19 protein-coding genes and 1 pseudogene are annotated in these 26,430 nt (G+C 34.9%); all 20 read right to left on the bottom strand.

Annotated features, from left to right (window positions below; all coding sequences use genetic code 11):
• Positions 1 to 73: 73 nt before the first annotated feature.
• The 20 genes and pseudogenes from WMO38_RS03285 to WMO38_RS03195 all read right to left on the bottom strand — a co-directional run bounded on the left by WMO38_RS03285 (position 74) and on the right by WMO38_RS03195 (position 26,364).
• Positions 74 to 1,834 (bottom strand): S8 family peptidase, encoded by a 1,761-nt coding sequence (locus WMO38_RS03285; RefSeq protein ID WP_349161433.1) that lies wholly within the window; start codon positions 1,832 to 1,834, stop codon positions 74 to 76.
• A gap of 52 nt (positions 1,835 to 1,886) precedes the next feature.
• Entirely contained in the window at positions 1,887 to 3,350 is a 1,464-nt protein-coding gene (gene clpX / locus WMO38_RS03280; RefSeq protein WP_021866882.1) for an ATP-dependent Clp protease ATP-binding subunit ClpX, read from the bottom strand.
• Between the two features lie 205 nt (positions 3,351 to 3,555).
• On the bottom strand, positions 3,556 to 5,007 hold the full coding sequence (locus tag WMO38_RS03275) for a S1C family serine protease (RefSeq protein ID WP_186835820.1): 1,452 nt from the start codon (positions 5,005 to 5,007) through the stop codon (positions 3,556 to 3,558).
• A gap of 140 nt (positions 5,008 to 5,147) precedes the next feature.
• The gene (locus WMO38_RS03270; RefSeq protein WP_021866880.1) at positions 5,148 to 6,875 is read right to left on the bottom strand and encodes a phospho-sugar mutase; all 1,728 of its coding nucleotides are present in this window, start codon (positions 6,873 to 6,875) and stop codon (positions 5,148 to 5,150) included.
• A gap of 27 nt (positions 6,876 to 6,902) precedes the next feature.
• The gene (locus tag WMO38_RS03265; RefSeq protein WP_021866879.1) at positions 6,903 to 7,172 is read right to left on the bottom strand and encodes an HPr family phosphocarrier protein; all 270 of its coding nucleotides are present in this window, start codon (positions 7,170 to 7,172) and stop codon (positions 6,903 to 6,905) included.
• A 29-nt stretch (positions 7,173 to 7,201) separates the two neighbouring features.
• Positions 7,202 to 8,473: a CdaR family protein gene (locus WMO38_RS03260; RefSeq protein ID WP_349161431.1), complete on the bottom strand. Its 1,272-nt coding sequence runs from the start codon at positions 8,471 to 8,473 to the stop codon at positions 7,202 to 7,204.
• A complete protein-coding gene (gene cdaA, locus WMO38_RS03255; protein ID WP_021866877.1) occupies positions 8,454 to 9,332 on the bottom strand; it encodes a diadenylate cyclase CdaA in 879 nt (292 codons plus the stop codon). Before cdaA ends, WMO38_RS03260 begins: the two co-directional genes overlap by 20 nt.
• A 37-nt stretch (positions 9,333 to 9,369) precedes the next feature.
• A complete protein-coding gene (locus WMO38_RS03250) occupies positions 9,370 to 10,401 on the bottom strand; it encodes a hypothetical protein (RefSeq protein ID WP_349161430.1) in 1,032 nt (343 codons plus the stop codon).
• Between the two features lie 10 nt (positions 10,402 to 10,411).
• On the bottom strand, positions 10,412 to 10,813 hold the full coding sequence (locus WMO38_RS03245; protein ID WP_349161429.1) for a hypothetical protein: 402 nt from the start codon (positions 10,811 to 10,813) through the stop codon (positions 10,412 to 10,414).
• Positions 10,814 to 10,880: 67 nt separating this feature from the next.
• Positions 10,881 to 12,011 carry an Ig-like domain-containing protein gene (locus WMO38_RS03240; RefSeq protein ID WP_349161428.1) on the bottom strand — a complete coding sequence of 377 codons (1,131 nt, stop codon included), beginning with the start codon at positions 12,009 to 12,011 and terminating at the stop codon, positions 10,881 to 10,883.
• A 63-nt stretch (positions 12,012 to 12,074) separates the two neighbouring features.
• Positions 12,075 to 12,392: a methyl-accepting chemotaxis protein gene (locus tag WMO38_RS15280; RefSeq protein WP_435390971.1), complete on the bottom strand. Its 318-nt coding sequence runs from the start codon at positions 12,390 to 12,392 to the stop codon at positions 12,075 to 12,077.
• Positions 12,393 to 12,434: 42 nt separating this feature from the next.
• Positions 12,435 to 12,803 (bottom strand): annotated as a pseudogene (locus tag WMO38_RS15275) (PocR ligand-binding domain-containing protein); the annotation flags it as partial.
• A gap of 144 nt (positions 12,804 to 12,947) precedes the next feature.
• Complete coding sequence (locus WMO38_RS03230) at positions 12,948 to 15,002, bottom strand: aminopeptidase (protein WP_349161426.1); 2,055 nt, start codon at positions 15,000 to 15,002, stop codon at positions 12,948 to 12,950.
• A gap of 28 nt (positions 15,003 to 15,030) precedes the next feature.
• Positions 15,031 to 15,351, bottom strand: a complete 321-nt coding sequence (locus tag WMO38_RS03225) for a DUF6142 family protein (protein ID WP_021866871.1) — start codon at positions 15,349 to 15,351, stop codon at positions 15,031 to 15,033.
• Between the two features lie 4 nt (positions 15,352 to 15,355).
• A complete protein-coding gene (locus tag WMO38_RS03220; protein WP_349161424.1) occupies positions 15,356 to 15,832 on the bottom strand; it encodes a VanZ family protein in 477 nt (158 codons plus the stop codon).
• A 10-nt stretch (positions 15,833 to 15,842) separates the two neighbouring features.
• Entirely contained in the window at positions 15,843 to 15,995 is a 153-nt protein-coding gene (locus WMO38_RS03215; RefSeq protein WP_349161423.1) for a hypothetical protein, read from the bottom strand.
• Between the two features lie 87 nt (positions 15,996 to 16,082).
• Positions 16,083 to 16,763, bottom strand: coding sequence for an orotate phosphoribosyltransferase (gene pyrE / locus WMO38_RS03210; RefSeq protein WP_021866868.1), 681 nt, complete (start codon positions 16,761 to 16,763; stop codon positions 16,083 to 16,085).
• 448 nt (positions 16,764 to 17,211) lie between these two features.
• Positions 17,212 to 17,436 carry an acyl carrier protein gene (locus WMO38_RS03205; RefSeq protein WP_349161421.1) on the bottom strand — a complete coding sequence of 75 codons (225 nt, stop codon included), beginning with the start codon at positions 17,434 to 17,436 and terminating at the stop codon, positions 17,212 to 17,214.
• Positions 17,433 to 19,070 (bottom strand): AMP-binding protein, encoded by a 1,638-nt coding sequence (locus WMO38_RS03200; RefSeq protein WP_349161420.1) that lies wholly within the window; start codon positions 19,068 to 19,070, stop codon positions 17,433 to 17,435. The genes WMO38_RS03205 and WMO38_RS03200 overlap by 4 nt, the downstream gene beginning before the upstream one ends.
• Before the next feature lies 1 nt (position 19,071).
• Positions 19,072 to 26,364: a non-ribosomal peptide synthetase gene (locus tag WMO38_RS03195; protein ID WP_349161419.1), complete on the bottom strand. Its 7,293-nt coding sequence runs from the start codon at positions 26,362 to 26,364 to the stop codon at positions 19,072 to 19,074.
• Positions 26,365 to 26,430: the final 66 nt, after the last annotated feature.

Genomic DNA, 26,430 nt, shown 5'->3' with positions numbered 1-26,430 from the left:
TATCGTAAGCCCGCTTTATCGCAAAACTTTTCATTTATTATATTATTACAATTAGCAGATTTAGTAAACAGCTTTATGTCACACGGAGTTCCAGAAACGAATTTATCAGATTAAGTCTGCCATATCCCCATATGTTATTTGGAAACTCTTCACTGCCGGAAGATGATACACTCTCATCCCTTACTGCTCCACGAATAAGAATATATTTCACGTCATTTGTTCCAAGATATTTTGCATTGCCGTAATATACGCCCCATGTAAGTAACAGTGCTGCTGCTCCTGCAGCATGTGCCGCCGCAATGCTGGTTCCGCTTCTATATGTGTATCCTCCTCCGATGCGTGGGCCATATACATTAACACCAGGAGCTGCAAGTTCAGGTTTTACAACATTATCTGCACTGTATCCCCTGCCTGACTCTATACTTATAGCACCTGTCAGATGATTATATGATGCAATGCTTATAATTCTTGATTCTGCAGCTGGTTCTGTCAATGTTGTATCTGGCGTAGAATTCAGAAAAAATGTGTCTGACTGCAGGAAATTATTAATCGGAAGCCATCCATTAAAACTCCCCTTTATATTTGTAAGGCTGTATACATTAATTTTCCATACACCCTGTGCCGGATTAATAAATCTGAAAAATATCACTTCATATCCTGATAATGTATCTACCACTCTGTAATCTACTTCTACCTGTGAATTTTCAAATATAAACTTTAACACATTTGTCATGCCTGTTCTTGCAGATAATCTTGGCACACTCTCGCCCGACGGAGATATTACTGAAACTGACAGCACATCGAGCGTATTTGCCCATATTTCCATTGAAAATCCTTTTTCTTTTTTACCTACATTTAATTCTATTGTATATGGTGATACAGATGAAAGTGCCTCACCTGATATATGTGTTCTTCCTGCAGCTTCATTACCCATACAAGAAACAACTACTACATTTGTTCTTATTGCAACCAAACTAAGCATACTTGCCAATGGCGTTGCACCTGTTCTTGGACCGCTTCCTGTTCCAAGTCCGAAGCATATCACAAGCGGCATTTTCCTTTTAGCAGCATAATCAAGCAGAAACCGTACACCAAGCATTATATCTGTCTCTTCAAATACTGCTGTCTCTCTGTTTACAAGAAAATATTCTTTAAGATAATCTTTTGCCTCTTTAAGTTTAACGACTGCCAGTTCACACTCCGGTGCTGCTCCACAGAATTCATCTGTCTGGCTTCCTGCTGCAATACCGGCTATAAAAGTGCCATGACCGTCAGTATCTTTTTCTGGAACATATTCATAAGGATTCCCGCCGTCAGACTGTGCTTTGAGTGCTGCATTTATCTCTTCATTAGTAAACACTCTCCCATATTTGTATACACTGCTAACATAATCGCTTCTGCTCTCTTGACTTTCTGTATTATTCCACTCACCCGTCTGGTCCCATATTACAGCTATACGGCTGACATTTGGGCTTTTCTTGAATGCTTCATGTGTATAATCTATTCCGGTATCAACAATTCCCATAATTACACCCTGTCCGCGGACATTAAGAAACGGCTGGTTTAACGAAGACGTAATACCAGCCGCATCCATACTTGATGTATCCATTATTCCATATAGCTTAGGTATTGTCTGATATCCAAGATTGCTTATGCTCATTTTCATATCACCTGAAAGCTTTCCATATCCAATTGAAAAGTTCTCATCCACTTCAATTACGCATGCGTTTTCTATTTTATCTGACGGATTATAATTATAGTACCATGGATTGTTATATATGATAAAATCCATAATTTCCTGTGATTTAATAAGTGCGTCACATGTCATATCCATATATCCGGCCGCTATATATAATTTAATCTATTATATTCATATATCCCTGTTATTATTCATGTGATTCTATCAGCGGTGTTTCGTATCCACGCATCTGTATAACCGGGGCACCCTTTTTTAATATATAATCTCCTGTTATAACAACTTTTCCTATGTTATTATCTTTAGGTATTTCATACATTATATCGAGCATATAATCTTCTATTATTGAACGCAGTGCTCTGGCACCTGTCTTTTTCTCCATAGCTTTATCTGCAATGGCATTAAGTGCAGCATCATCAAACTCAAGCTTGACTTCATCAAGTTCAAGAAGCTTCTCATACTGCTTTAATATTGCATTTTTAGGTTCTCTCATTATCTCAATAAGCATAGGTTTTGTAAGACTTTCAAGTGCAAATACCACAGGCAGTCTGCCAAGGAATTCCGGAATCATGCCATAATTTCTTAAATCGTCTACTGTTACCTGCTGGCAGAGATTGCTGTCATTATCGTACTTATCCTTCAAATCAGCAGTAAATCCTATTGACCCCTGATGATTGAGTCTTTCTTTTATTATATCTTCAAGGTCAGGGAATGCACCTCCACAAATGAATAAAATATTTTTTGTATTGACTGTAACGAGTGGAACCATCGCATTCTTGCTTGTCGCTCCAACAGGAACTTCTATATCACTTCCCTCGAGAAGTTTGAGCATTCCCTGCTGTACTGATTCACCGCTTACATCACGACTTCTTGTCTCTTTTTTCTTTGCTATCTTATCAATCTCATCGATAAAGATTATACCATGTTCTGCTCTCTCAACATCATTATCTGCCGCCGCAAGAAGTTTTGAAACAACACTTTCTATATCATCACCAATATAACCTGCCTCTGTAAGTGATGTAGCATCTGCAATGGCAAGCGGCACTGAAAGAAGCTTTGCGAGTGTTTTTACAAGATAAGTCTTTCCTGAACCTGTCGGTCCTATCATAAGCATGTTTGACTTTTCAATCTCAACATCTGTATCCTTGCATGCTACTCTCTTATAGTGATTGTATACAGCAACAGACATTACTTTTTTGGCATGTTCCTGTCCTACCACATACTGGTCGAGCATCTCTTTTATCACATGCGGTGCCGGAATATTTTTTAAATCAATATCTTCTTTTTTATCTTTGTCATCTTTATTATTCTTCTTTTTTATCTTCTGTTTCTGGCTTATATTATCATTCATATCACCAGACATAAATCCATTCATTCCGGGAATATTGCCCATTCCGGGAATATTTTTCATCATATCATCATAATTAATACCACTGTTATAAATAGCATCAAATGAACGCTGCATACAGTCAGGGCATATGTATATATTATTGCCCATATTTATCATCTTGCCTGCCCGGCTTTCTGTACGATGACATACATAACATACTTTTTCATACTCATCCTTTTTTTCTGTTGTGGATGTATCTGTAGAATTATCTGCATTTTTATTATCTATATCATTAACATTGTTATTATCTTTATTATCCTGCATAATATTGTCCTCCCGATTTCTTATGTATATTATAAAGTATACATTTTGCTTCTATATATATCAATAAAATCTTTCTAAAATAAAAGTTAAAAGAAGAAGGATACATGCCCTGCACCGCATATATGCCTGCCGGTTGATGTATCCTTCTTATTCTTTATTCTTTATTTTTGATTTTTAACCATTTCCTGTAGACGGATGTATTTTATCAGTTTTTCTTTCCAAGTGTAACATCTACAGATTTTAATACGTACTGAGTGCCTTCAGGATGATAATATTTTATTGTAACTGTTTCACCAGCTTTATAATATTGCATTGTATTCTGGAGTTCTGACATTGATGATATTGACTCATCATCAAAGCTTACAATTATATCATACTGACCAAGACCAGCCTTTTCTGCTGCAGAACCTGATGCAACTGAACGAATCTGTACTCCCTGTGGATACTTGTAATACTGTGAAATTGTACTTGTTATATCAACGCCTGAAATGCCAAGATATGATGCTTCAGAATCAGCAACCTTTGTTCTTGTCTCTCTGTTCATAAGTGAATTTATAAGGTCTTTTACATTTGAAACAGGAATTGAATATGCCATGCCTTCAACACCATCTTCTGATGTCTTTGCAAAGTTAATACCAATTACACGTCCGTCTGCATTAAGTAATGCACCGCCACTGTTTCCTGAGTTAATTGCTGCATTTGTCATGAAAAGGCCATCAAATGTTACATTATTAACTGTTATTGAACGATTCATGGCACTTATTATACCATTTGTTACTGATTGGCCTTCACCAAGTGCATTACCGATGGCTACAACCTCCTGACCCAGTGTAACATCATCAGAATCACCAAGTTCAGCAATTGAAATCTGATTGATTGTTGAACTCTTTATATCACTGAGATTAACTGCAACTACTGCAATATCTTTATCTGATTTAGAGCCTTTTACTGTACAGTTTACTGATTCACCATCCACAAATGTACACTTTAAGTTGCTTACACCATCTATTACATGTGCATTTGTAAGAAGAAGCAGTTCTGTATCACTTTTACCAACAATTATACCTGTTCCACTTGTTGTTGCCTCATAACTCTGTCCATATCCGAATATTGATGATGAGTTGCCTGAAACTGTTGTTGTACCCTGTAATGCAACCATTGCCGGCATTGCTGCATTAGCGACTGCTGCAACATCCATCTTTACATCGTATGCCGAACTTTCATCGTTAACTGTTCCTGATGTTGATGATACACTGCTTGATACTATTGGTATTTCTACATTAGAATTATTATTGACAGGGTTTATTTTATTAGCCGCATAGTTGACGCCATACATTGTACCACCGGCAATTACACCAAATAAAACTGCTGACAATGCAATTGCTGCAATTCTCTTTCCGATTCCTTTTTTGTCTGTCTTGTTTTTCTTTTTATTATAATTAGTGTTGCCTGTAGTATTTGAATAGTTAGTATTTGAATAATAACCGCCATTATTGGAAGTCCATGCATTGTTATTATATGATGAATTGTATGAATTATCATTGTATGGCATGCTTCCTGACGTATATCTATATTCTGTACTTTCCTGCGAATTCTGTGATTCGCTTCCTGTTACACCTGATGATGTATTATTATTATCTAAATCATTATCGTACATTTTACCTTACTCCTTCCTTTAAAATATGTTCTGTATAATACATGTAATTATATAAGAAGAACACATTTCCTTGTCTGTATATGTATACTAACAACGAAATGTGTTCATATTGTGTTTTACTTGTTAAAAATTTCTGAACTTTACTGTCCTATTTTTTCCATAACTGCTTTTGTAAGTTCGTCAAGCATGCTCTGAGCATCCTCAAGGCTTGAACCTTTTACGCCCATATAGAACTTAATCTTAGGCTCTGTACCTGAAGGTCTTGCACAACACCATGCATTATCTGATAAATCATAATATAATACATTAGAATTAGGAAGACCTGTGCTGTGTTTCTCACCAGTTGCAAGAACTATGCACTCATCATTCTTATAATCTCTTGTCTCAAGAACATCCCATCTGCCAAATTTCTTTGGTGGGTTATTTCTTAAATCATCCATCATCTTGGCAATATGAGCGGCACCTTCAGCACCTTTCATTGTGATTGCCTTCTGGCCTTCTTTATAATATCCATATTTTTCAAAGATATTAATCATCTGATCCCAGAGTGTAAGACCTTTTGTCTTATAATAAGCAGCTGCTTCACAAAGTGCCATAACAGCAACTACGGCATCTTTATCTCTTGCATGTGTACCTACAAGGCAGCCATAACTTTCCTCAAAACCAAATTCATACTCATATGTATGCTGCTGTTCAAAGAATTTAATCTGTTCACCGATAAACTTAAATCCTGTAAGAACCTCTATAAGCTTTACATTGTATTCTTTTGCAATTGCATCAGCCATATTTGTTGAAACAATAGTCTTAACAAATGCACCATTTTTATGGATAAGACCGCGTTCTTTTCTCTGTGAAAGAAGATATTCTGCAATAAGCATACCTGACATGTTACCTGTAAATGACTTGTATTCACCACTCTTAACATCTTTAGAATATACACCAAGTCTGTCTGCATCAGGGTCTGTTGCAAGAATAATATCTGCATCAACTTCTTTTGCAAGCTTTAATGCATATGTAAAAGCCTTAGGATCTTCAGGGTTAGGATATTCAAGTGTTGTAAAGTTTGGATCAGGTTTTTCCTGTTCAGGAACAACGTATACATTCTTAAATCCAAGCTCCCTTAAAATTCTTCTTACAGGCACATTACCTGTACCATTAAATGGAGTGTATACAATCTTGATATCATCTGCAACCTGCTTGATAATATCTCCATTAAGGCTCATCTTTTTAAGTGCAGCCATGTAATTATCATCCATATCATATCCGATTACATTGTAAAGACCTGCAACTCTTGCAGCATCAATATCCATTGTCTTTACTGTATTATAATCTGTAACTGCTTTAACTTCTGATATAATCTGTGAATCCTTAGGTGCTGTAATCTGTGCACCATCTTCCCAATATACTTTGTATCCATTATATTCAGGAGGATTGTGGCTTGCTGTAACAACAATACCAGCTATGCAATGAAGCTCTCTTAATGCAAATGAAAGCTCTGGTGTAGGTCTTAATGTAGGGAATATGTATGCTTTGATACCATTTGCATTAAGGCAGAGTGCTGCTTCGTCTGCAAATTCCTTTGACATTCTTCTTGAATCGTATGCAATAGCCACACCTCTGTCTGCTGCATTATCCTTTATAATAAAATTAGCAAGTCCCTGTGTTGCCTTTCTTACAGTATAAACATTCATTCTGTTTGTACCATTTCCAATTACACCTCTAAGACCGCCTGTACCAAATTCAAGATCTTTATAAAAACGATCTTCTATCTCCGCTTCATTACCAGCTATAGATTTTAATTCATCTCTTGTTGCCTCATCAAAATATTCATTATCGCACCAAGACTTATAAGTTTCCATATAGCCCATTTTATTATCCTCCATTCTTAATTATTATTAATCATTTTTGAGTGATTCTTTAAATGCCTGTGCTACAGCATTTATTGCTTCTTCTTCATCTTCGCCGTCAGCTTCAAGCACAATTTCCTGCCCACATTTGACACTTGAAGCAAGTATTGATATTACGCTTTTTGCATTCGCAGTTTTGCCATCGCCATAATTAAATGAAATCTTCGATTTATATTTAATCGCCTGATCACACATTGCTGTAGCCGGACGCAGATGAATTCCCAAAGGACTGTCTACTAATATAGTCTGCTTTAACATTTTTCAACCTCCTGTATACATATACCGCATTAATTTGAAGCAGCAGATGTTGTTTCCTGCTGTTTGTCTGCTTCTATAAGAACCTGTATCTTATATTCTCCTACAACTTTACAACCATCCGGTACTGTAAAGTTAACAAAAACAGTATGTCTTCCCGCCGATAAAGCCGTAAGGTTTGTTGTTCCTTTTATATTATCTCCTGAAATCGAATCAAGAACACTGCCCTCACCGCTTATGACTATTGACATAACAGAATCATCATCTATTGTAACATGATATCCTGTCTTTATATTATTAAATGTAATCTTCGATGTGTCAAATGAAAACTCGCGGCTGTTTAAATCAGCCACTTTAACTTTAATATTTAGCTTGTTTTCAGATTTTACTTTTAAATCCTGACTTATATAGTCAGAAAGCCATACCGTATAGTTTCTTGACGAATCAATATTATCAACATTAATTGCACTCTCAGGTATAACTATCTCAGAAATGTTGTTAAGTGTATTAGCATCACCGATAAGTTCAGCCTTATCTGTGCTAAGTTCAATTCCCATAATCATATATCCGTCTTTAACTGTTCCGGTTGTACCTGCACATCTCACATTAACTATCTTATGGGCACTTATCAGTGCTGTATAATCTACATCGCTTTTTGAAAATGAAAAAACTTCCTCATTTATCTGGCTTCCATCTGCCGCATATGCCGTAAGCTTAGCTGTACTGTTAACATTGGAATATGCACCACTAATATCACACACAGCCTTAACTTTGTCAATATTTTCTACAATTGATGACGGTCCTGTAACTTTTACAGTTGTAGGTGTAACACTTACTGATGTAAGCACATATCCGTCTGCAGGCATTCCTTCAGTATCTGTCTCAATTGTATATTCCTTTGTAAGCCTGTTCTCAATATCAAGCTTTACGGCCGTTGTTCTTGGTGTAACTTCAATTCCTGTAACTTCTTTGCCATCTTTTACTACTTTTACATCAATGTCAACATAATCGGCAAATGATGATATTTTACTCAAATCTGCAGTTGCAACTATATCACTTGACTTAATGTCAGTAATTACACTTTTAGGTCCGCTAAGATATACTGATATTTTGCTTCCGTCCACAACTTCATAGGTATAATCCTTATCAGTAAGACTTTGTGCATTGATAAGTTCTACATTCACATTACTTATTGTAACACTCGTTGTCGGGTCATATATATTGACTATAACAGCCCACAAAACGATTGCACATAACACTGAAAGGATTTTAAGAGAAAAGTTGTTAAATATTTTTTCCTTCATTCTTTATTCTTCCTCTCCATATTTTGAAAGACTTTACATCTATTGTCCTCTTTCTTAAATATTCCAGTTTGTTACGCAGTGAATGTTCATCTATATCTCTTATAAGTTCTCCTCCGACAGCTACTGATACAGCACCTGTTTCTTCTGAGACAATAATTGTCATGCTGTCTGTCACTTCACTTATTCCGACTCCAGCCCTGTGTCTTGTTCCAAGCTCTTTACTAAGATTAACATTATCAGAAAGCGGAAGATAACATGTTGCCGCCACAACCCTGTTTCCTCTAATAATAACAGCACCATCATGAAGCGGTGTATTATGTTCAAAAATATTTATAAGAAGCTGGCTCGTCACAATTCCGTCAACATTTATGCCCGTTCTTACATATTCATCAAGCATCATATCCTGTTCTATAACAATAAGAGCACCTGTCTTTACTGCTCCCATTTCATATGCAGCACGGACAATCTCATCTGCTGTCTTTGAGCTATATCTTTCATCTTTTTCATGACTGTCGCCAAAATTAAAGAAATTAAGCACAAGTTTTTTTCTTCCCAGCTGTTCCAGAGCACGCCTTAATTCAGGCTGGAATATAATTACAAGTGCTATAATACCAACACTTATTGTCTTTCCTGCTATCCACAGAATCGTTCTGAGATTAAGAATATATGCAAAAAGAGCGAAAAGTACGACAATTATAATACCCTTTAATAACGCCCATGCTTTTGTATTCTTAATCCATACAAGAAAGCTGTACAGAACAAATGCTATAATAAAAATCTCTATTATATCTGTCCATGTAATACGGGGTATATACAGGTTAGACAAATAATTTTGTATAAAATTATTAACCGCTGTCATATCTTCACTCCCTTCGCTTTTATTATTCTGTTAAATATTATTTATCATAAAATGTTATATCGTCATCATCAGTTTCCAATGTAGCTGCATTCTTATCTGCTGCTCTTCTTATATCACTTAAATCACTTGTTTTTCTTGTCTTTCTTGCATTAATCTGCTTAACTTTGACATTTTCATTAACGAGGCTGATTTTTGGAACTGCTTTTACATAATAATAGTATTCATCATCTTCATACTGCACATATTCAGTTCTCTTATAATCAACACTAAAAAATACAATCTTACAGATATATGCAGCAACTGCTCCAATAATAATACCTATGATCATAAATACAATATTAATCTTTGCATTTAATGCAAGGCTTCCAACTATCAATATTATAAATTCTGAAACTGTACCAACTGCAATTGCATATGTCCATGCATTGTCAACTGAAAGTCTCTTAATTATATACGTAATGATTATTGCAACTGTAAATGCAATTACAAAAATAAGACAGCTTTTGTTATTGAAAAAACTTTCTACAATATAAGATATCTGCTGCATGCTGTCTGCCACAGATGAATTAGTTATTGCTGTTTCATAAGCACTTGCTGTCTTGATTATATAATATATAATAACGCCAAACGAAACAGGTATGAATGATGTAAGTCCGGCTCCAAGAGCTACCGCAACAGGAATTGCTTCCGGAATCTTACACCAGCATAAAATAACTGTGAATATGAGAATGTATCCCTGTTTAGGTGCAAATCTGAAATAGAGAAGATACATAACAAGTACAATACATAATGAAATTACCGCAAATTCTGCTGATATGGCATACAGGTGTGCAAGCATAAATATTGAAAGTGCAACAACTGTAAATCCGCTTGGGAGAAATGCACATATTATTGACACAGCAAGTGCAATAAGAGGATTTTTTAATACTGTCATATATCCTATCTGCACATTAAGAAGCAGAAATGATATAAATGCCACTACAAATTTAAGTGCAGGGACAAGATATACATTATGTTTATTGTAAAATTTGTTGATATTATCCTTTAACTCCAATAAAAAAGTCATCATGGGTCCTCCGTTACTTTCTGTTTTTTTGTCCGTTATAGAATCTTTCAAGTTTGTTAAGTCTTGAAAAATATTTCTTCATTCCACTGCGTGAACGGTCGTACTTATATGCACTGACTGCACCAGAAATAACAGCGAACACAACAAGCATAATTACATAATATAAAGCCATCTTCTTTCCCATGGCTGCATAATCAAGACTGTTAATATCTGCGACAAGTTTTTCGACATCACACAATATATACATTAAAAAAACTATTATATATGCAAATGTCGTTGCTATTGTACTTTTCAATACGCTTAATGCAATATAATCGCCTTTATAATATCTGGCATTCTTTAACATCTGCCTGCCCTGATTTTTTTCATATATTGCCATTTTTGTCATCATTTTTATTTTATTTTCGTTTAACACCAAATACCTCCATACTCACATTTCTGTGATTTTTGGTTTTACTTTCGACATTATAACACACCACCAGCTAATTGTATATTACAATTTGCGAATGGCCGCCGCCCTTAGGCATTACTATTCTTATTTTTCTGTCATTTATTGTAAATGTTTTATCTGTTGTTGCTGTAGAATAGTTGTTCCAGATTTGCGATGCTCCTCCCGGAACAAGTCTTTGAAGTACCTGATTTATAACATTATCAAATCCCGAACTTCTCTGCATAATATATATAATTGCAACATTAGGCTGGGTTATTACCTCGCCGTAATAGTTGTTTCCTTCTTCATAAACGTATACATTACTCATCATATGGTTAAAACCAAGTGCCGGAAGACTCTCACCTATTGTGCTGCTTGTCTGTCCACCTGATGAGCCGTTATCTGTATTACCTGAATCCTGACTGCCTGAATTATTATTACCTCCGTTGTCCTGATTCTGATTGCCTGAATTATTACTGCCAGAATTATCTGACCATGCATTTCCTGATGAATCCGTATAGTCAGAGCCTGAATTTTGTCCGCCAGAAGCCGTCTGTCCACCTGATGTACCTGAAGTTCCCTGATAGCTGCTGCCATTTTCTGAACTGCCCTGATATGAAGATGAACCGCTGCCTGTTGCCTGTGTGCCTGTCCTGTTACCGGATGAACCTGACACAGTATATGAAGAATCATATGAATCAGCTATGAATACAGGAAGATTTTCTGATGAGCCTGTGGCAGCGTCTGTTATTCCTTCGATAACAACCGCATCCGATACTGTTCCCACAGTTGCCGTAAGAACTGCATTACCCGTGCCTTTTACTGTTACAATTCCATTTTCATCAACTGAAAAAACAGAATCATCACTACTGCTCCAAAGTAATGCTTTATCTGTATCTGATGGTGTAACAATGGCTGTCACTTTAAATCTTGTTCCGACAAGAACTGCACTGTCTTCAAATTCAATCTCTACCGTAGATGCAACACGTCCTCCATCTGATGATGCAGATGATTGACTTTTAACTTTTTTGTCAGAATCTTCAACGCTTACATCTGTTGTCGGTTTTTTATCATTTTTTGCACTATTAATACTATATGCCGTTAATATCAATATAATTACTAAAATTCCCGAAATACCGGCTATAATATATTTTTTCTTGTCTTTACTAATCTTTCCAGCCATTGTTCTCCATCCGATTATAAGTTTAACTGATTATTATTAAAACATATTGTACTTATGTACTTATCACTGATTAAGTTTATTAATCGTCTGTGTAACCTCATCAAGAGCTTTTCTGATATTAACACTTACTACAGACATACCCTGTGCAAGTTTCTGTACTTCCTCTGCAACTACAGCAAATCCCTTACCTGCTTCGCCTGCTCTTGCAGCCTCTATACTTGCATTAAGGGCAAGTATCTTCTGTTTATGTCCAAATGACTCTATCTGTTTCGTATTATCATTGGCAACTTCAATCTGTTCTGCAGCCTCTTTGATACCATTCTTCAGATTATCAAGTATTCTCTCACTGCGTGCTGATGAATAACAGGCTCTCACATACATGTTAATTACATCACCGAGAAGGTTAGCTGCCGCTTCAATCTCTTCTCTTGTCTTTACATTAACTTTTCCAAGTGCCTCAATGTACTTGTCCTGGTCAACGCCGATTTCATCAGCGACTTTTCTGAACTTATCCTCATCCGGATGTTCCGGGAGAACCTGTCCGCCTATTACGCTTCCAAGTACAGTTCCGTCATCAAGTGTAATCGGAATACCAAAATCAATAAGACCTGCATGACACGGATATACGCCTTTTCCTTCGCGGTCACACTTTTCACATCTTCTACGTCCTTCATTGCTTCCTCTTGTGAGTTTAATACAAAAGTCAGTAAAATTATAACACTCACTTATATACTTGCCGTCATCTCCGACTGCAACCGTCGCAAGTCCTGTGCTTTTCGCCCAATTACTCATAATTTCTTCAAATTTCTTCATGTCACAAAAATCTTGAATTCTCATAAAATCACCCCATTGGATTTATATTTTATTGTTATATTATAACTCTCTATTAATATAAACGCAACTTTTTGCTTAATCACTTATTATAAAACTACAGTTTTATTTTTCAAACGGACGATTCAATTCTTCACATCCTTCAAGTACAAATCTTCCGTTTCTGATTATATCGGTTCTTTTGCCGTCAATTTCAACCGCTGTTATGCTTCCAATTTCCTCATAAGGGATTGTTATATCAGTATGGCAGTTAAAATACGCTTTTTCCGGCTGTGTTTTTCTTAATGATGAAATCTCATTTTCTTTTGAAATAATTTCTTTTCCGTCAGGATTGTAAACCTTTATATCTTCAGCCCTTGAATAACATGTATCACCAAGTGCAAAATGCGGCCCCATCTTCTCTACTATAAGAATCGGAAGCTTATATACAATATCATATTTGTTTGCCATTACATATGCTGTTGTATTTGTTCCAATTGCGAACTCGCCTATTGGCAGTGTCTCATGGTTATACAATACATTTTCCTTAAAAAACTCCCTGTTTTTTTCTTCGTCAGCAAAATTATCACATGTATAATCTGCGACCATTCCGTCTTTTAATGTAACTGAAAGATTTTTAAATTTTAAATCATTAAGATACACTTCACTTACATTGATTACGCCATTTGTTTTTGCAAGCACTGGTGAGGTAAACACTTCTCCAAGCGGTATATTTACATCAGCAAGGCAGTTTTCAAATACTGTCTGCTTTTCAGCGTTCGTCTTTTTCATAAGATTGACACATATATCTGTCTTATTGCCATTCATGCCTTTAACTTCTACATAATCAGCCTTATCGAGTGCATCAATAATATTTTTCTGGATTTTACAATACACATCATAGTCAAGTGTATTTATTTTAACAGTCTCATCAAATATTTTTTCGTAATCATTTCCTATTTCAGGAATCGGATATGCAATTATTGTAAAACTGCGTTCCTCTCCTTTTATATAATTATTGACTATCTCTGAAGATTCCCTGTCATATTTTACTGATAATGCACGCTGTTTATCATCAAGTGTCATACACTCCGTCCTGTTTTCAGGTTCAAACGGCTCTTCCCCGAAAACTTCCATAACAGCAGGACCGCCGAATACTGATGCTTTCTCTTTATTTTTCTCATAGGCAAACTTTAATGCACCAAGCTTTCTTTCTATAAATGCAGCATCCAGATATATTCCGTTATCAAACCTATGATCATATTCCATCTGTTTATTCGGACTTGTTCCATAATATCCTATTTTTATATGCATACGCTTGTTTATTGTATTAACTGCGGCACGGTATATTGTTGTTTTAAGCCCAATTTCTTCAAACTGCTTAATTTCCTCACGCACAAGACGCTCAAATCCCAGACAGTATCTTATATTAACTGTTTTCTTCCTGCTTATGTCTTTGCCAGTAAGCTCAAAACCTTTGCGGTATCCCTCTGTAAATGTATGTGCCATCGCACTAATCTTTTCGTCAGGAAGACTGTTAAGATATGTTGCAGTCATAATTTCATTATCTGTGATATATTCGCCAAATTTATAGAGATATCTTATGTCATCAAGATTTTCATTCATTATAATATCCGTTGCAAATGACAGTGAAGTATCTATCTGCTCACGGACTCTGTACTCAACAAAATCATCACTGTAATCACTTACATACCAGTATATTATATCTCTTAGCGATGTGCTGTCAGGTGTCTCTGATTCAAATGAACAGTAAATCTCAACAAAAAGCTCCATAAGCACTGTCATCTCTGCAATTCTTAATTCATATGCATATGCAATCATTCCTCTTAATTCAACATAAAGAAATGACAGCATCCTGCCATATTCAAGTCCCATCACCTTTACGGCATAAACAGGATTTGCATAGCTTTTGTCATAATTTTTTTCAAGTATATCTTCATATAATGATTTATTAAACTCTGAAAGCTGATTAAATGTATAATCTTCAAATTCATTATTTTTAACTTTGCCAAAAAGTTCCGTCATCGAAATAATAAACTCCGACATTTTGCAGAAATAATCGCTGAATCTGCCATCACTGCACGCACCGCCTGCTGTTTTTATCTCTTTAATTCTTTCAGATGCCAATTCAAAACGTTCGATGAGATTATCGTCAAACAACTTTTACTGCCTCCTTAATGCATTTACTTTAAAAACCAAGACCCATGACAAATACTGCCATCATAAATACCGCTATGATACCGCATAACATTGAACCGATTTTTGATAATGTATAAAATTTATCATATTCTTTAAAACTTAATAATCCGATTACTGTCCCAATTACTGACAGCATAAGAGCCATAAGTCCAAGACTTCCCACTTCAAGTCCGGCTTCACCGCTCTTTTTAAATGCTACAAAAACACCGTAAAGCAGGCAGCTTAATGCAGCGACCCCCATTACGGTTGAAATTGTACCGCCAAGTGTCTGGCTCTTATCGGAAAATTTGTATTTATTAAATAATTTCATTCTTTTACCTTTTTCCCTGTTCTTTACTTTTTTTGTATGCTCTATTCATATTTTTATATATGCAGAAACACCAATACCCCAGAAGACCACCAAGCGTATTAAGTATAAGGTCGTCAACATCACAGCTGCCAACCTTCGATATAAGCTGGATAAGTTCTATTGACAGACTAAGAGAAAATGCAGTTATAAAAACCTTGAAAAACTTTATCTTATGTTCTGAAACAAGCGGCAGAAAAAATCCAAATGGCATAAATGCCACTACATTTCCTGCTAGATTGAGAACAACCGCATTAATCCCTATTTGTCTGTAATATATGATAAATCTTTTTATTTCCTTAAACGGTACAAGATTGTACCTGTAATTAACAGGTACATCTGCCCTTCCAAGCATCTCTGCAAAAAACACAAAATAAATAAGTGCCACAATATAGATTAAAAATGCACTCCATTTAAAAATACTTTTTATTTTTCTGTTTTTCATGCAGACCTCTTTATATAAGGCTGTCGGATTTGTGTGCAAGAAGTCTTGCACCGTTAACTATAAGCATAACTCCTGCTGTAATACCAAACACAAGTGTGATAATTCCAAATGCAAGATTTGATGCTCCTATTCCTTTTACTTTTTTATATAACTTTTCGTCCATAACACTCCTCCTTGTTTTGCGGAGCAAAATCCGAACCCTTTGGTGAGGAGAGGATTTGCCTCCTTGTTTTGCGAAGCAAAATCCTGCTTATTTTACTCCGTACTCTTCATAATATTTGTCTATTGCAGCTTTGATGTCATCATTAATAACAATTTCACCATTGCAAGGCTTGTTATAAAGATGCTCAACTACATCCGCCATGCTTACAATAGCACTTGTCTCAAATCCGTATCTTTCTTTGATTTCATCAAGTGCACTTACTTTGCCGCCAAGTCCTACTTCCATACGGTTAAGAGAAACCATAAGTCCGATAATTGTTACATCTGCTGCACCACGAACCTTAGGAACTGTCTCTTCCATTGACTTTCCTGATGTTGTAACATCTTCTATCATAATGACTCTGTCGCCATCCTGCAGCTTGCTTCCGAGGAAGCCCCCCTTATCAGCTCCATGGTCTTTTTCTTCTTTACGGTCAGAGCAATAACGCACTTCTTTTCCATAAAGTTTTGCATATGCAACTGCTGTTACAACACTGATTGGAATTCCTTTGTATGCAGGTCCGAAAAGCACATCAAAATCATCACCATATGTCTCATGAATTGCCTTTGCATAGTATTCACCAAGCTTCATAAGCTGTGTTCCTGTAACATATGCTCCCGCATTCATAAAAAATGGGGATTTTCTTCCGCTCTTTAATGTAAAATCGCCAAATTTTAAAACATGGCAATCAACCATAAAATCTATAAATTCCTGCTTATACTGCTCCATTGTATCTTAAACCTCCTGTTTACGTGAATTCTTTATTATTAATAAATTTTCCCATTTGCTTTTATTTTACCATAAAAATTTATTGGTTTCAATGTGTATTTATATTGTCCACACCTCTTGCAGGATATATATATTTGCATATGATAAAGTTCATCTGATTTTCAAGGGGCAAAAAGTTACAGAACATACGTTCATTATACAGTATAATATTTATAAACATTTTAGACATACTCTTATGCCGCAATTAAAATACCGTTTGGTACAATAAAATTTTAACAGTATATTATTAACAGTAGTTGTGCTACGAAAACTTGCGATGTCAGTAGCCAGTGGAGTCTCATGTATTGGCTCCACTTTTTACTTATTTAAACAATATATTTTGATATTCTAATCATATTTTATAGTAAAAACTTCTATTACTACTTCTTTCTGACGAAATAAACATGTCTTATATATTTTTCTCAAGATATTCCACAATATCACCCACCGTCACTAATTCCTTTATTTTCTGGTCTGGTATTTCTATATCAAATTCATCTTCAAATGCTACTACGACATTAATAACATCCAAAGAGCTCAATCCCAAATCCGTTACAAGACTCGATTTTTCTGTAATCATATTCTTTTCAAGCGTTGTAAAATTAACCAATATATCTATTACTTTTTCTATCATTTTGTATCTTCCTTTCTATTGTATCTCAATATTTTTTTACTTGTATTCTTCTCAAACTCAGAATCTCTTAGTCTTACTTTTCCAACCTGTTTATATAATGGTCGCTTACTATTTATTTCTTTGCAGATTTTATCAAAATACTCTTGCAAGTTTTCTTCACCAATCTTCTTTCGATATTCCTCGTCCGGATAAATTTCTGTAATTATGATTCCATTTTCCTCATATACAAGTACTTCCTGTACCTCTTCATATTTCAGGAAATCTGCTTCCAGCTCTTCCGGTGATACATTTTCTCCATTGCTAAGAATTATTAAATTCTTGCACCTACCTGTAAGCGTAAGGAAACCTTCATCATCCAAATACCCTAAGTCACCTGTTTTATACCAGCCATTATTAATAACTTCTTTAGTTGCTCTGTCATCTTTGTAATATCCTTGCATAACTATTGATCCTTTTACCAACACTTCACCAGAATCACTAATTTTCACATCTATGTCAGGTACTGCAATACCTACAGTTCCATCTTTATGATAAAAATTTCTATTAACTGCCGCACAAGGTGAACACTCTGTCGTCCCATATCCATTAAGTATTTCAATTCCAAAACTGCGAAATTCCTCTATATAATGTGTGCCAAGTAAAGCTCCTCCACATATGATATACTCCGTCTCTCCACCAAACGCATTTCTAACAGATGTAAATATTTTCTTTCTCACATCAATTCCGCATTTTAGTAGAAAATCACTAATTTTTATCATTCTATGAAGCAACTTCTCTTTCCCATCTTTTTTAGCATTCATCCATATTTGTTTATGAAATGTTTCTACAAATAAGGGAACCAGAAACATTGTCTGTGGCTTTGCCATCTGCAAATCTCTCTGAATTGTTTTCAAACTTCTGTTGATATATACTGTATATCCATAATTGAATACCATAAAAACTGCAACTATTAATCCGAATGCATGATGAAACGGTAACACCGCTATGGTATTTCCTTTCAAAACAAATAATTTACAACTGCTATTAATATCTTCTGCAATATTTTCATGGCTTAACATAACTCCCTTACTGCTTCCAGAAGTACCAGAGGTAAACATAATGCAGCATAACTGTTTTCTGTCGATTTTGTATTCTAAAAATGAATTTTCCCCTAATCTAAGCTCCTCTTTTCCTATATCAATATATTCCTGCATATCTGACATACAATATATACTAATCTGTTTTTTTAATATCTCTACTGCATTTGAAACTGGTTCACGATATGATTTTGAGTAAAAAATAACCTCCACATCCGCTTTATCCAGTAATCTTGCGATTTCATTTTCCGGCAGTTCCTTATCAATTGGAACTGCCACATTACCACCACATGTAATAGCAAAGAAAGCTACAAGCCATTCATATGAATTTTCTCCAATAACAGCAATATGTTTTCTATGAAAATCCTTTGAACACAACCATGTACCAAGTGAACACACGTCATCAAAAACATCTGCATATGTTTTTGAAACAATATTTTTGCCTTTAGAAAAGGAAAATGCTATCTTATCTGGATTTGCTTTTTTCTTTTGCAATATCATATCTTTTAAATCATCAATTTGTGGAAGTTCATACAAAGCATATGGTCTATTCTTCATGCTACACCTCCAAATATCCTATCTTGCGGAAATAATCGACATAACCACTAATATACTCCATATCTGTTTCATTCCACTCAAATCCAACCTTCTCTAAGAACCAAAGTGTAAAATCATTTTTGATACGAATATTACTGTCATATACCAATTTCCCCTGTTCATCCATATCATTCTGGAATGCTTCAAATATGTACTCTGTATTACTTTTTTTAATTGTCTCCTGTAATGCTCTGTTGAACTCTGCTCCACTTACAACCTCCATAGATATTCCGAGCTTATGAACCACCTCAAGGAAACGCTCAAAATATATAACCTTATTACTGTTTAAGTGGAATACACACTGCTTGTCTGCATACTGGGCAATCTTTACAATTCCCTCAGCCGTCTTATCTATTGGTGAAAACTCTGCATACAGGTTCATAAGATAATCCGGGAATAAACCAAACTCCAATATTGCTTTTACTCTTGTAAGAAATGCATTTGATGTATAGTTTGGCTGGAACATATAATCACTTGCACGATTTGTAAGATTTCCTACTCTAATTACCTTTGCATTTAATCCTTCTAACATTGCATCATATACTTTTCGTTCAGCTTCAAATTTGCTATGAATGTATACATTATCTAAAGGTTGTCCAATGTATAGCGATGTTTCATAAAAGAATTTTTCCTCATCAGAATGATATACACTAAAATCATCTGCCATACTATTACCACTAACACTTAAAGTTGATATATGTATAAGATTTGCCCCTATCTTTTTAGCATACTCCACAACATGTGCTGTTCCCTCTGTATTTATTCTGTTAAAATAACTATATGAGCCATAATGTTTTACACTAGCCGCCGTATGTATTACAGTCTGCACATCTGTAGGTATTTCATCTGATAATCCTTTTTGTTCAATATCACCTATAATTGGAATAATTCTCTTGTTTATTTCAGATTCATACCTGTCTCCAAAATAATACTTAAGAATTTCTCTTAATCTTCCACGCCTATCATCTGCCTTATTACTTCTAACAAGACAATATATCTTACCGATTTCTTTTTGCATTAATTCATTAAGTATATGAGCACCTAGAAATCCAGTTGCACCTGTAAGAAGCACATTACCAAGTGATTTCTTTTCAAATTTTTCACCTTCCTTAATAACATTTCTATCAAAGAGTTCTTTATATTTATCAAAATCGGTTTCTTTATATTGTACTTTTTCTTTCTTTTCACCCTGTAAGAAATCACATAAACTTCTGACAGTTGGATAATCAAATACATTCTGTAAAGACATTTCAACGCCCATTCCATGTGCCTTTGCAACATATTCTATCGCTCCAAGACTATCCCCACCATATTCAAAGAAATCATCTTCTACGCCAACTTTTTCTATATGTAAAATCTCACCTAACAACTTACATAAATTAGTTTCCATTTCTGTGGCAGGTGCTACATAATCTTTTTCCATCGTTGTGAAATCTGGTACAGGCAGATTCTTTCTGTCAATCTTACCACTTGCTGTCATAGGCATAGTATCAAGCCTCATAAAATAGTTAGGTATCATATACTTTGCAAGCTTTGACGATAAATGGATTCTTAATTTCTTTTCATCAATTTCCTGTTCTGATGTATAATATCCAACCAGATACTGATGGTTATTCTCATCCCGCTTGTCTGCTACTGCTGTAAGCTGAATTCCTGCAAAACCACTCATTACATTTTCAATTTCACCAAGTTCAATACGCAGCCCTCTGATTTTAACCTGTGTATCAATTCTTCCAAGATATTCAATCTCTCCATCTGCCCTCCAGCAAGCTAAATCACCTGTATGATACATAATTTTCCCATGATGATTTTCTTCTGTTGCAAATGGATTAGTCACAAATTTCTCTGCTGTAAGTTCAGGTCGATTAAGATACCCCTTGCCAACTCCTTCTCCTGCAATACAAAGTTCGCCCGGTACGCCTATTGGAAGTGGTTTATTATTCTTATCCAGAATGTAGATTTGAGTATTTGCTATTGGTGAACCGATAGTGACACCTGTTTTAAAGTCTCCTCCTACATTCCAAACACTACATTCACTTGGTCCAAGAGGATTAAATACCTTTGCATCACAAATATCTCTTATATGCTTAAGAAGCTCTTCCGTAAGTGCTTCACCAGAAGTAACAACTAATTGTATCTGTTGGAAATAACTATCTTCCTTTTCATTTTTTGTATATATTTCTAATCTTGTAGGTGTTGTTTCAATAATATTAACTCTATGTTTTCTTATAAGTTCTTCAAATAAATCTTTATGTGTGCTTTCTTCTTCACTTGCAATAACAACTGTCCATCCATGTACCAATGGTAATAATGTTTCCGCAATAAAGTAATCAAATGAAATCGTATTAACACTAACAACAGTTTGATGTGACAACGTTTCTGCATATGGGACAATATTATTGTTAGCGCAGAAATTTGCTAATCCCTTATGCATGAGCACACAACCTTTCGGTTTTCCTGTACTTCCCGAAGTATAAATTATATAGCAGGCATCATCCGAGTTATTAACTACTTTGGTATGTAAAACGTCATCAAAATCATAATTATCCAAATTAAGATATTCTACATTCCATTCATTATTCAATTCTTTATCTGTCAGTATCAATTTAACAGCGCAGTCATTCAGCATATAATCTATTCTGTCTTTAGGATAACGATGATCTATTGGCAGAAAAACTCCACCAGCTTTTAATACAGCAATCTGTGATATTACTGTATAAGCTGTCCTGTCAAGATATGTACCCACAACATCCTGTTCTCTAATGCCTAAATTAATCATCTTTTGTGCAAGTGCATCCGATTTTTCATTAATTTCCCGATAAGTGTACTTTTTATTTCCAGCAATAAGTGCAATCTTATCAGGTGTTTTCTTTGCCTGCTCTGCAAACAATTCTTGGACACATTTTTCTCTTGGATATTCCACATAGGTATCATTGAATTCTTCTATAACCTTATGATATTCCTCCGGCGACATTACTTCTATATCTACCATATTCTCTTTATCCAATTGCTCTAGAATTCTTTCATAAGCAGCTATTAATCTGTCCATTAGCGCTTCATCATATTTTCCACCATCAAATTCCATCCTGACCTTCAATCCGTTTTGAACAGGTGTAAGTTCCATCATAAGATCAAACTTTGAAGCATTAGTAGATATCGGCTCCGGAATCAGAGTTTCCTTCCCAATAGAAAAACTCTTATCTCCATCTGCCTGATACACAAAAGATGTATTAATTACACTTTTATCTTTTATGCCGACAGTATCTGCAATTAATGCAAATGGCAATTCCTGATGTTCAAACAATCCCAATATCTGATTTTTTATCCTCTGCATATAATCATTTACCGAACCAGAAACACCTATATACACTGGTAGTGTATTTACAAACATTCCTGCCATATCTTTTGTATCTGCATAAATACGGTTTTTAAGTACAATACTGCTTAATACATCGCTTTTCCCACTATATTTTGATAAAAGAATTCCATATGCCCCAAAGCATACCATTGTATCTGTCATGTTATGCTTTCTTGCATAATTTTTAGCCACAGATATAGTTGATTCCGATATTTCATATACTTTTGAACAGCCCTTTTCTACAGGAGTCTTTGTAAGTTGAAGTACAACAGACTCAAAATCACATTTTAACTGTTTCTTAAAATATTCCTTATGCCTTGTCATATCCTGCTTATAAAAATATTCTGCATAATCACCATAAGTTATTTTCTCATCACAGACATTTTTTCCATCATATTCTCCAAGTATATCTTTAAGAATAATATTGAGAGTCTCTCCATCCGCGACAATATGATGCATGTCAAAAAGTATTTCATTTTCTGTAATTCCAACTCTGACTAAAGGTGATTTTGACAAATCAAATGGTCTTACAAAATTATCAATTTCATTTTTATCATACTGTTCAAACACAAGTTCAACATCATTATCATATACACCAATTAATTCATTTCCGTCTGATTCTATGTGACTAAATAAAATTTTATGATGTCTGACTGCCTTTATAATACTATCCTTTAATCTATTTATATTAATTCCATTAGGTATACGTATTCTTGCCGGCATATTATATGCTAACGACTGTGTATTCTTACTATATGTGACATATAAAGCTTTTTGCTGTGGAAGAAGTTTGTATTTATCACTATTATTAGCTTTTATCCTCACAATACTATCAGCATTTTCAATACATTTTGCAAGATTCTCTAAAACAGAATTTTCCATTATATCTTTTATTGATATTTGCACACCAAACGCTTCTTCTATCTCAGAAATCATTGAAATAGCAAGCAGACTATCACCACCACATTCAAAAAAATCGTCAGTTTTACCTATTTTATCTAGTTGTAAATATTTCTCCCAGATATTTGCAAGTTTTTTCTCTGTTAAGCTTTCCGGTTCTACATACTCTCTTTCCTGCATTGTAAAATCAGGTACTGGCAAATTCTTTCTATCTGTCTTACCGCTTGCTGTCATAGGCATAGTATCAAGCCTCATAAAATAGTTTGGTATCATGTACTTCGGCAGTTTGGATGATAAATGACTTCTTAATTCTTTTTCATCAATATTCTGTTCTGATGTATAATAGCCAACCAGATACTGACGGTTATTCTCATCTCTCTTATCTGCTACTGCCGTAAGCTGAATTCCTGCAAAACCACTCATTACATTTTCAATCTCTCCAAGTTCAATACGCAAACCTCTGATTTTAACCTGTGTATCTATTCTTCCAAGATATTCAATCTCTCCATCTGTTCTCCAGCAAGCTAAATCACCTGTATGATACATAATCTTTCCATGATGATTTTCTTCTGTTACAAATGGATTAGGCACAAATTTCTCTGCTGTAAGTTCTGGTCGATTAAGATACCCCTTGCCAACTCCTTCTCCTGCAATACAAAGTTCGCCCGGTACTCCTATTGGAAGTGGTTTATTATTCTTATCCAGAATGTAGATTTGAGTATTTGCTATTGGTGAACCGATAGTTATATCTGTTTTAAAATCTCCTCCTACATTCCACACACTACATTCACTTGGTCCAAGAGGATTAAATACTTTCGCATCACAAATATTTCTTATCTTCTGGAGAAGTACTTCAGTAAGTGCTTCTCCAGAAGATACAACTTGTTGTATCTGCTGGAAATAACTATCCCTTCCATCTTCATCTTTTGTATATAATTCCAAACGTGTCGGAGTAGTCTCTATGATATTTACATTATTATCTTTTACAAGTTCTTTAAATAGCTCCTTATTGTTGCTTCCCTCCTCACTTGCAAGAACTACTGTCCAGCCATGTACCAATGGCAGTAATGTTTCTGCAATAAAGAAGTCAAATGAAATCGTATTAACGCTAACCACCGTTTGATGTTGTAATGTTTCTGCATATGGAACAATATTGTTGTTAGCACAAAAATTAGCAAGACCTTTTTGCATAAGTACACAGCCCTTTGGTTTTCCTGTACTTCCCGAAGTGTAAATAATATAACAGGCATCATCTCGGTTATTAACTGCTTTGGTATGTAAAATGTCATCAAAATCATAATTATTCAGATTAAGATACTCTACATTCCATTCACTGTTCAATTCTTTATCTGTGATTATCATTTTAACAGTGCAGTCATTCAGCATATAATCTATTCTGTCTTTAGGATAACGATGATCTATTGGCAAAAAAACTCCACCAGCTTTTAATACAGCAATCTGTGATATTACTGTATAAGCTGTTCTGTCAAGATATACACCTACCACTTCCTGATTTTCAATTCCAAGTTCGATAAGCTTCTGTGCAAGTGCATCCGATTTCCTATCCAATTCACAATATGTTAAATGTTCTTCCCCCGCGATAAGAGCCACCTTATCCGGAGTTTTCTTTGCCTGTTCAGTAAATAGTTCGTGAACACACTTTTCTCTTGGATATTGCACATAAGTATCATTGAATTGTTCCAATACAAGATTCTTTTCTTCCTGTGGAATAATATCAATCCCTTTAATGTCAGTTGAAGCTTCATATACAATCTGAGCAATAATGTATTCCAGACGGCTGACTATATATTCAACTTCTCTTTCATCTTTAAATACAGCCGTCTGGTAATCAACATTTATTGTATGCGTACTTTTCCCATCACGATTATCAATATGAACAACAAACGGAACTTCGCTGTATCCGTTTGAATACCACTTTGTTTCAGCCTCTGTATCTGTTTTTGCATTCTGGTAACTAATCATGACATCATATAGGTTTCCTGAAAAATTCTGCTTTTCCCTGAGATATTTCAATATATCTGAATAAGGATATTTCTGGTGTCTGAATATCTCCATATGCCCTTTACTAATTTGCTGTGCTAGTTCAGTTATAGTCATATTTTCTATTACTTGCACTGTAAGAGGCATAGTAGATACAAACATACCTGCAATCTTCTTTTCTTTGGCATTGCTACGATTTAAAACCGGTATTCCAATTGTTATTGTTTGATTCTCTCCATTTATTTTCGCTAAATATGTGATAAGTGCTGTTTCAAATAATACTGCTTGTGTTACTTGATTATTGCTACAGTATTTATTAATCTTATTTTCTAATTTCTCCGACAGACATTTTGTAAATCTTTTTGCTTCAATACTATCAGATTTTGCTGGCAACATTTTTATTATGCTTTTTTCCGGCTGTGCTGTATATTTACTTTCCCAATATGATTTATCTTTCTTATAGCGTTCTGATATAAAATAATCCTTCTCTGTCTGCACATATTCCGTATAATCAGCCTGCCATATATCATAATCCGCACCATCTTCAAGATTATGATATATCTCATCTACCTGTCCGGCTATAAAAGAAAATGTCCATGCATCAGATATAAGATGGCTCAAAGCTGCCAAAATCCCACTACGATCTCCAATCTGAAAAACGACAAAACGATACATAACTTTATCATTAAGTCCAATAGGATTTTTTGCAAAATTCTCTGCAAAATCATCAAACTTATCCATTGTGGCAAAGCTCATTACCGGAATATCTTCCAATTCTTTAGCGATATACTGAACCGGCTCTTCTTTTTCTACGAAACGCAGACGCAATCCACTTTGACTATCAATAATATGATATATTGCCTTTTTTAATAAATTATTATCCCGTTTTTCTTTATAAAATATAGCTCCGCATTGGTTTCCTATTGCTGTATCTCCATAGTATTTCTGAAGATTCCATATATTCTTCTGAGGTGTTGTTAAATTATAATACTTCATTTTTGTCCTCCGTAACTAAATTTCTATATTTAAGTTCAATTTTGCAATCTATGCATTGCAATTATA

Source organism: Lachnospira hominis (ex Hitch et al. 2025), assembly GCF_040096395.1.
Classification (GTDB): domain Bacteria; phylum Bacillota; class Clostridia; order Lachnospirales; family Lachnospiraceae; genus Lachnospira; species Lachnospira hominis.
Note: the sequence above shows the minus strand (reverse complement) of the source record. Positions and strands in the feature narration are given on the sequence as shown.

Excerpts from the sequence above, each read along its gene's own strand:
- WMO38_RS03285 (WP_349161433.1), bottom strand. The coding sequence starts at position 1,834 with ATGGATATGACATGTGACGCACTTATTAAATCACAGGAAATTATGGAT.
- clpX (WP_021866882.1), bottom strand. The coding sequence starts at position 3,350 with ATGCAGGATAATAAAGATAATAACAATGTTAATGATATAGATAATAAA.
- WMO38_RS03275 (WP_186835820.1), bottom strand. The coding sequence starts at position 5,007 with ATGTACGATAATGATTTAGATAATAATAATACATCATCAGGTGTAACA.
- WMO38_RS03270 (WP_021866880.1), bottom strand. The coding sequence starts at position 6,875 with ATGGGCTATATGGAAACTTATAAGTCTTGGTGCGATAATGAATATTTT.
- WMO38_RS03265 (WP_021866879.1), bottom strand. The coding sequence starts at position 7,172 with ATGTTAAAGCAGACTATATTAGTAGACAGTCCTTTGGGAATTCATCTG.
- WMO38_RS03260 (WP_349161431.1), bottom strand. The coding sequence starts at position 8,473 with ATGAAGGAAAAAATATTTAACAACTTTTCTCTTAAAATCCTTTCAGTG.
- cdaA (WP_021866877.1), bottom strand. The coding sequence starts at position 9,332 with ATGACAGCGGTTAATAATTTTATACAAAATTATTTGTCTAACCTGTAT.
- WMO38_RS03250 (WP_349161430.1), bottom strand. The coding sequence starts at position 10,401 with ATGATGACTTTTTTATTGGAGTTAAAGGATAATATCAACAAATTTTAC.
- WMO38_RS03240 (WP_349161428.1), bottom strand. The coding sequence starts at position 12,011 with ATGGCTGGAAAGATTAGTAAAGACAAGAAAAAATATATTATAGCCGGT.
- WMO38_RS15280 (WP_435390971.1), bottom strand. The coding sequence starts at position 12,392 with ATGTATGTGAGAGCCTGTTATTCATCAGCACGCAGTGAGAGAATACTT.
- WMO38_RS03225 (WP_021866871.1), bottom strand. The coding sequence starts at position 15,351 with ATGAAATTATTTAATAAATACAAATTTTCCGATAAGAGCCAGACACTT.
- WMO38_RS03220 (WP_349161424.1), bottom strand. The coding sequence starts at position 15,832 with ATGAAAAACAGAAAAATAAAAAGTATTTTTAAATGGAGTGCATTTTTA.
- WMO38_RS03215 (WP_349161423.1), bottom strand. The coding sequence starts at position 15,995 with ATGGACGAAAAGTTATATAAAAAAGTAAAAGGAATAGGAGCATCAAAT.
- pyrE (WP_021866868.1), bottom strand. The coding sequence starts at position 16,763 with ATGGAGCAGTATAAGCAGGAATTTATAGATTTTATGGTTGATTGCCAT.
- WMO38_RS03205 (WP_349161421.1), bottom strand. The coding sequence starts at position 17,436 with ATGATAGAAAAAGTAATAGATATATTGGTTAATTTTACAACGCTTGAA.
- WMO38_RS03200 (WP_349161420.1), bottom strand. The coding sequence starts at position 19,070 with ATGAAGAATAGACCATATGCTTTGTATGAACTTCCACAAATTGATGAT.
- WMO38_RS03195 (WP_349161419.1), bottom strand. The coding sequence starts at position 26,364 with ATGAAGTATTATAATTTAACAACACCTCAGAAGAATATATGGAATCTT.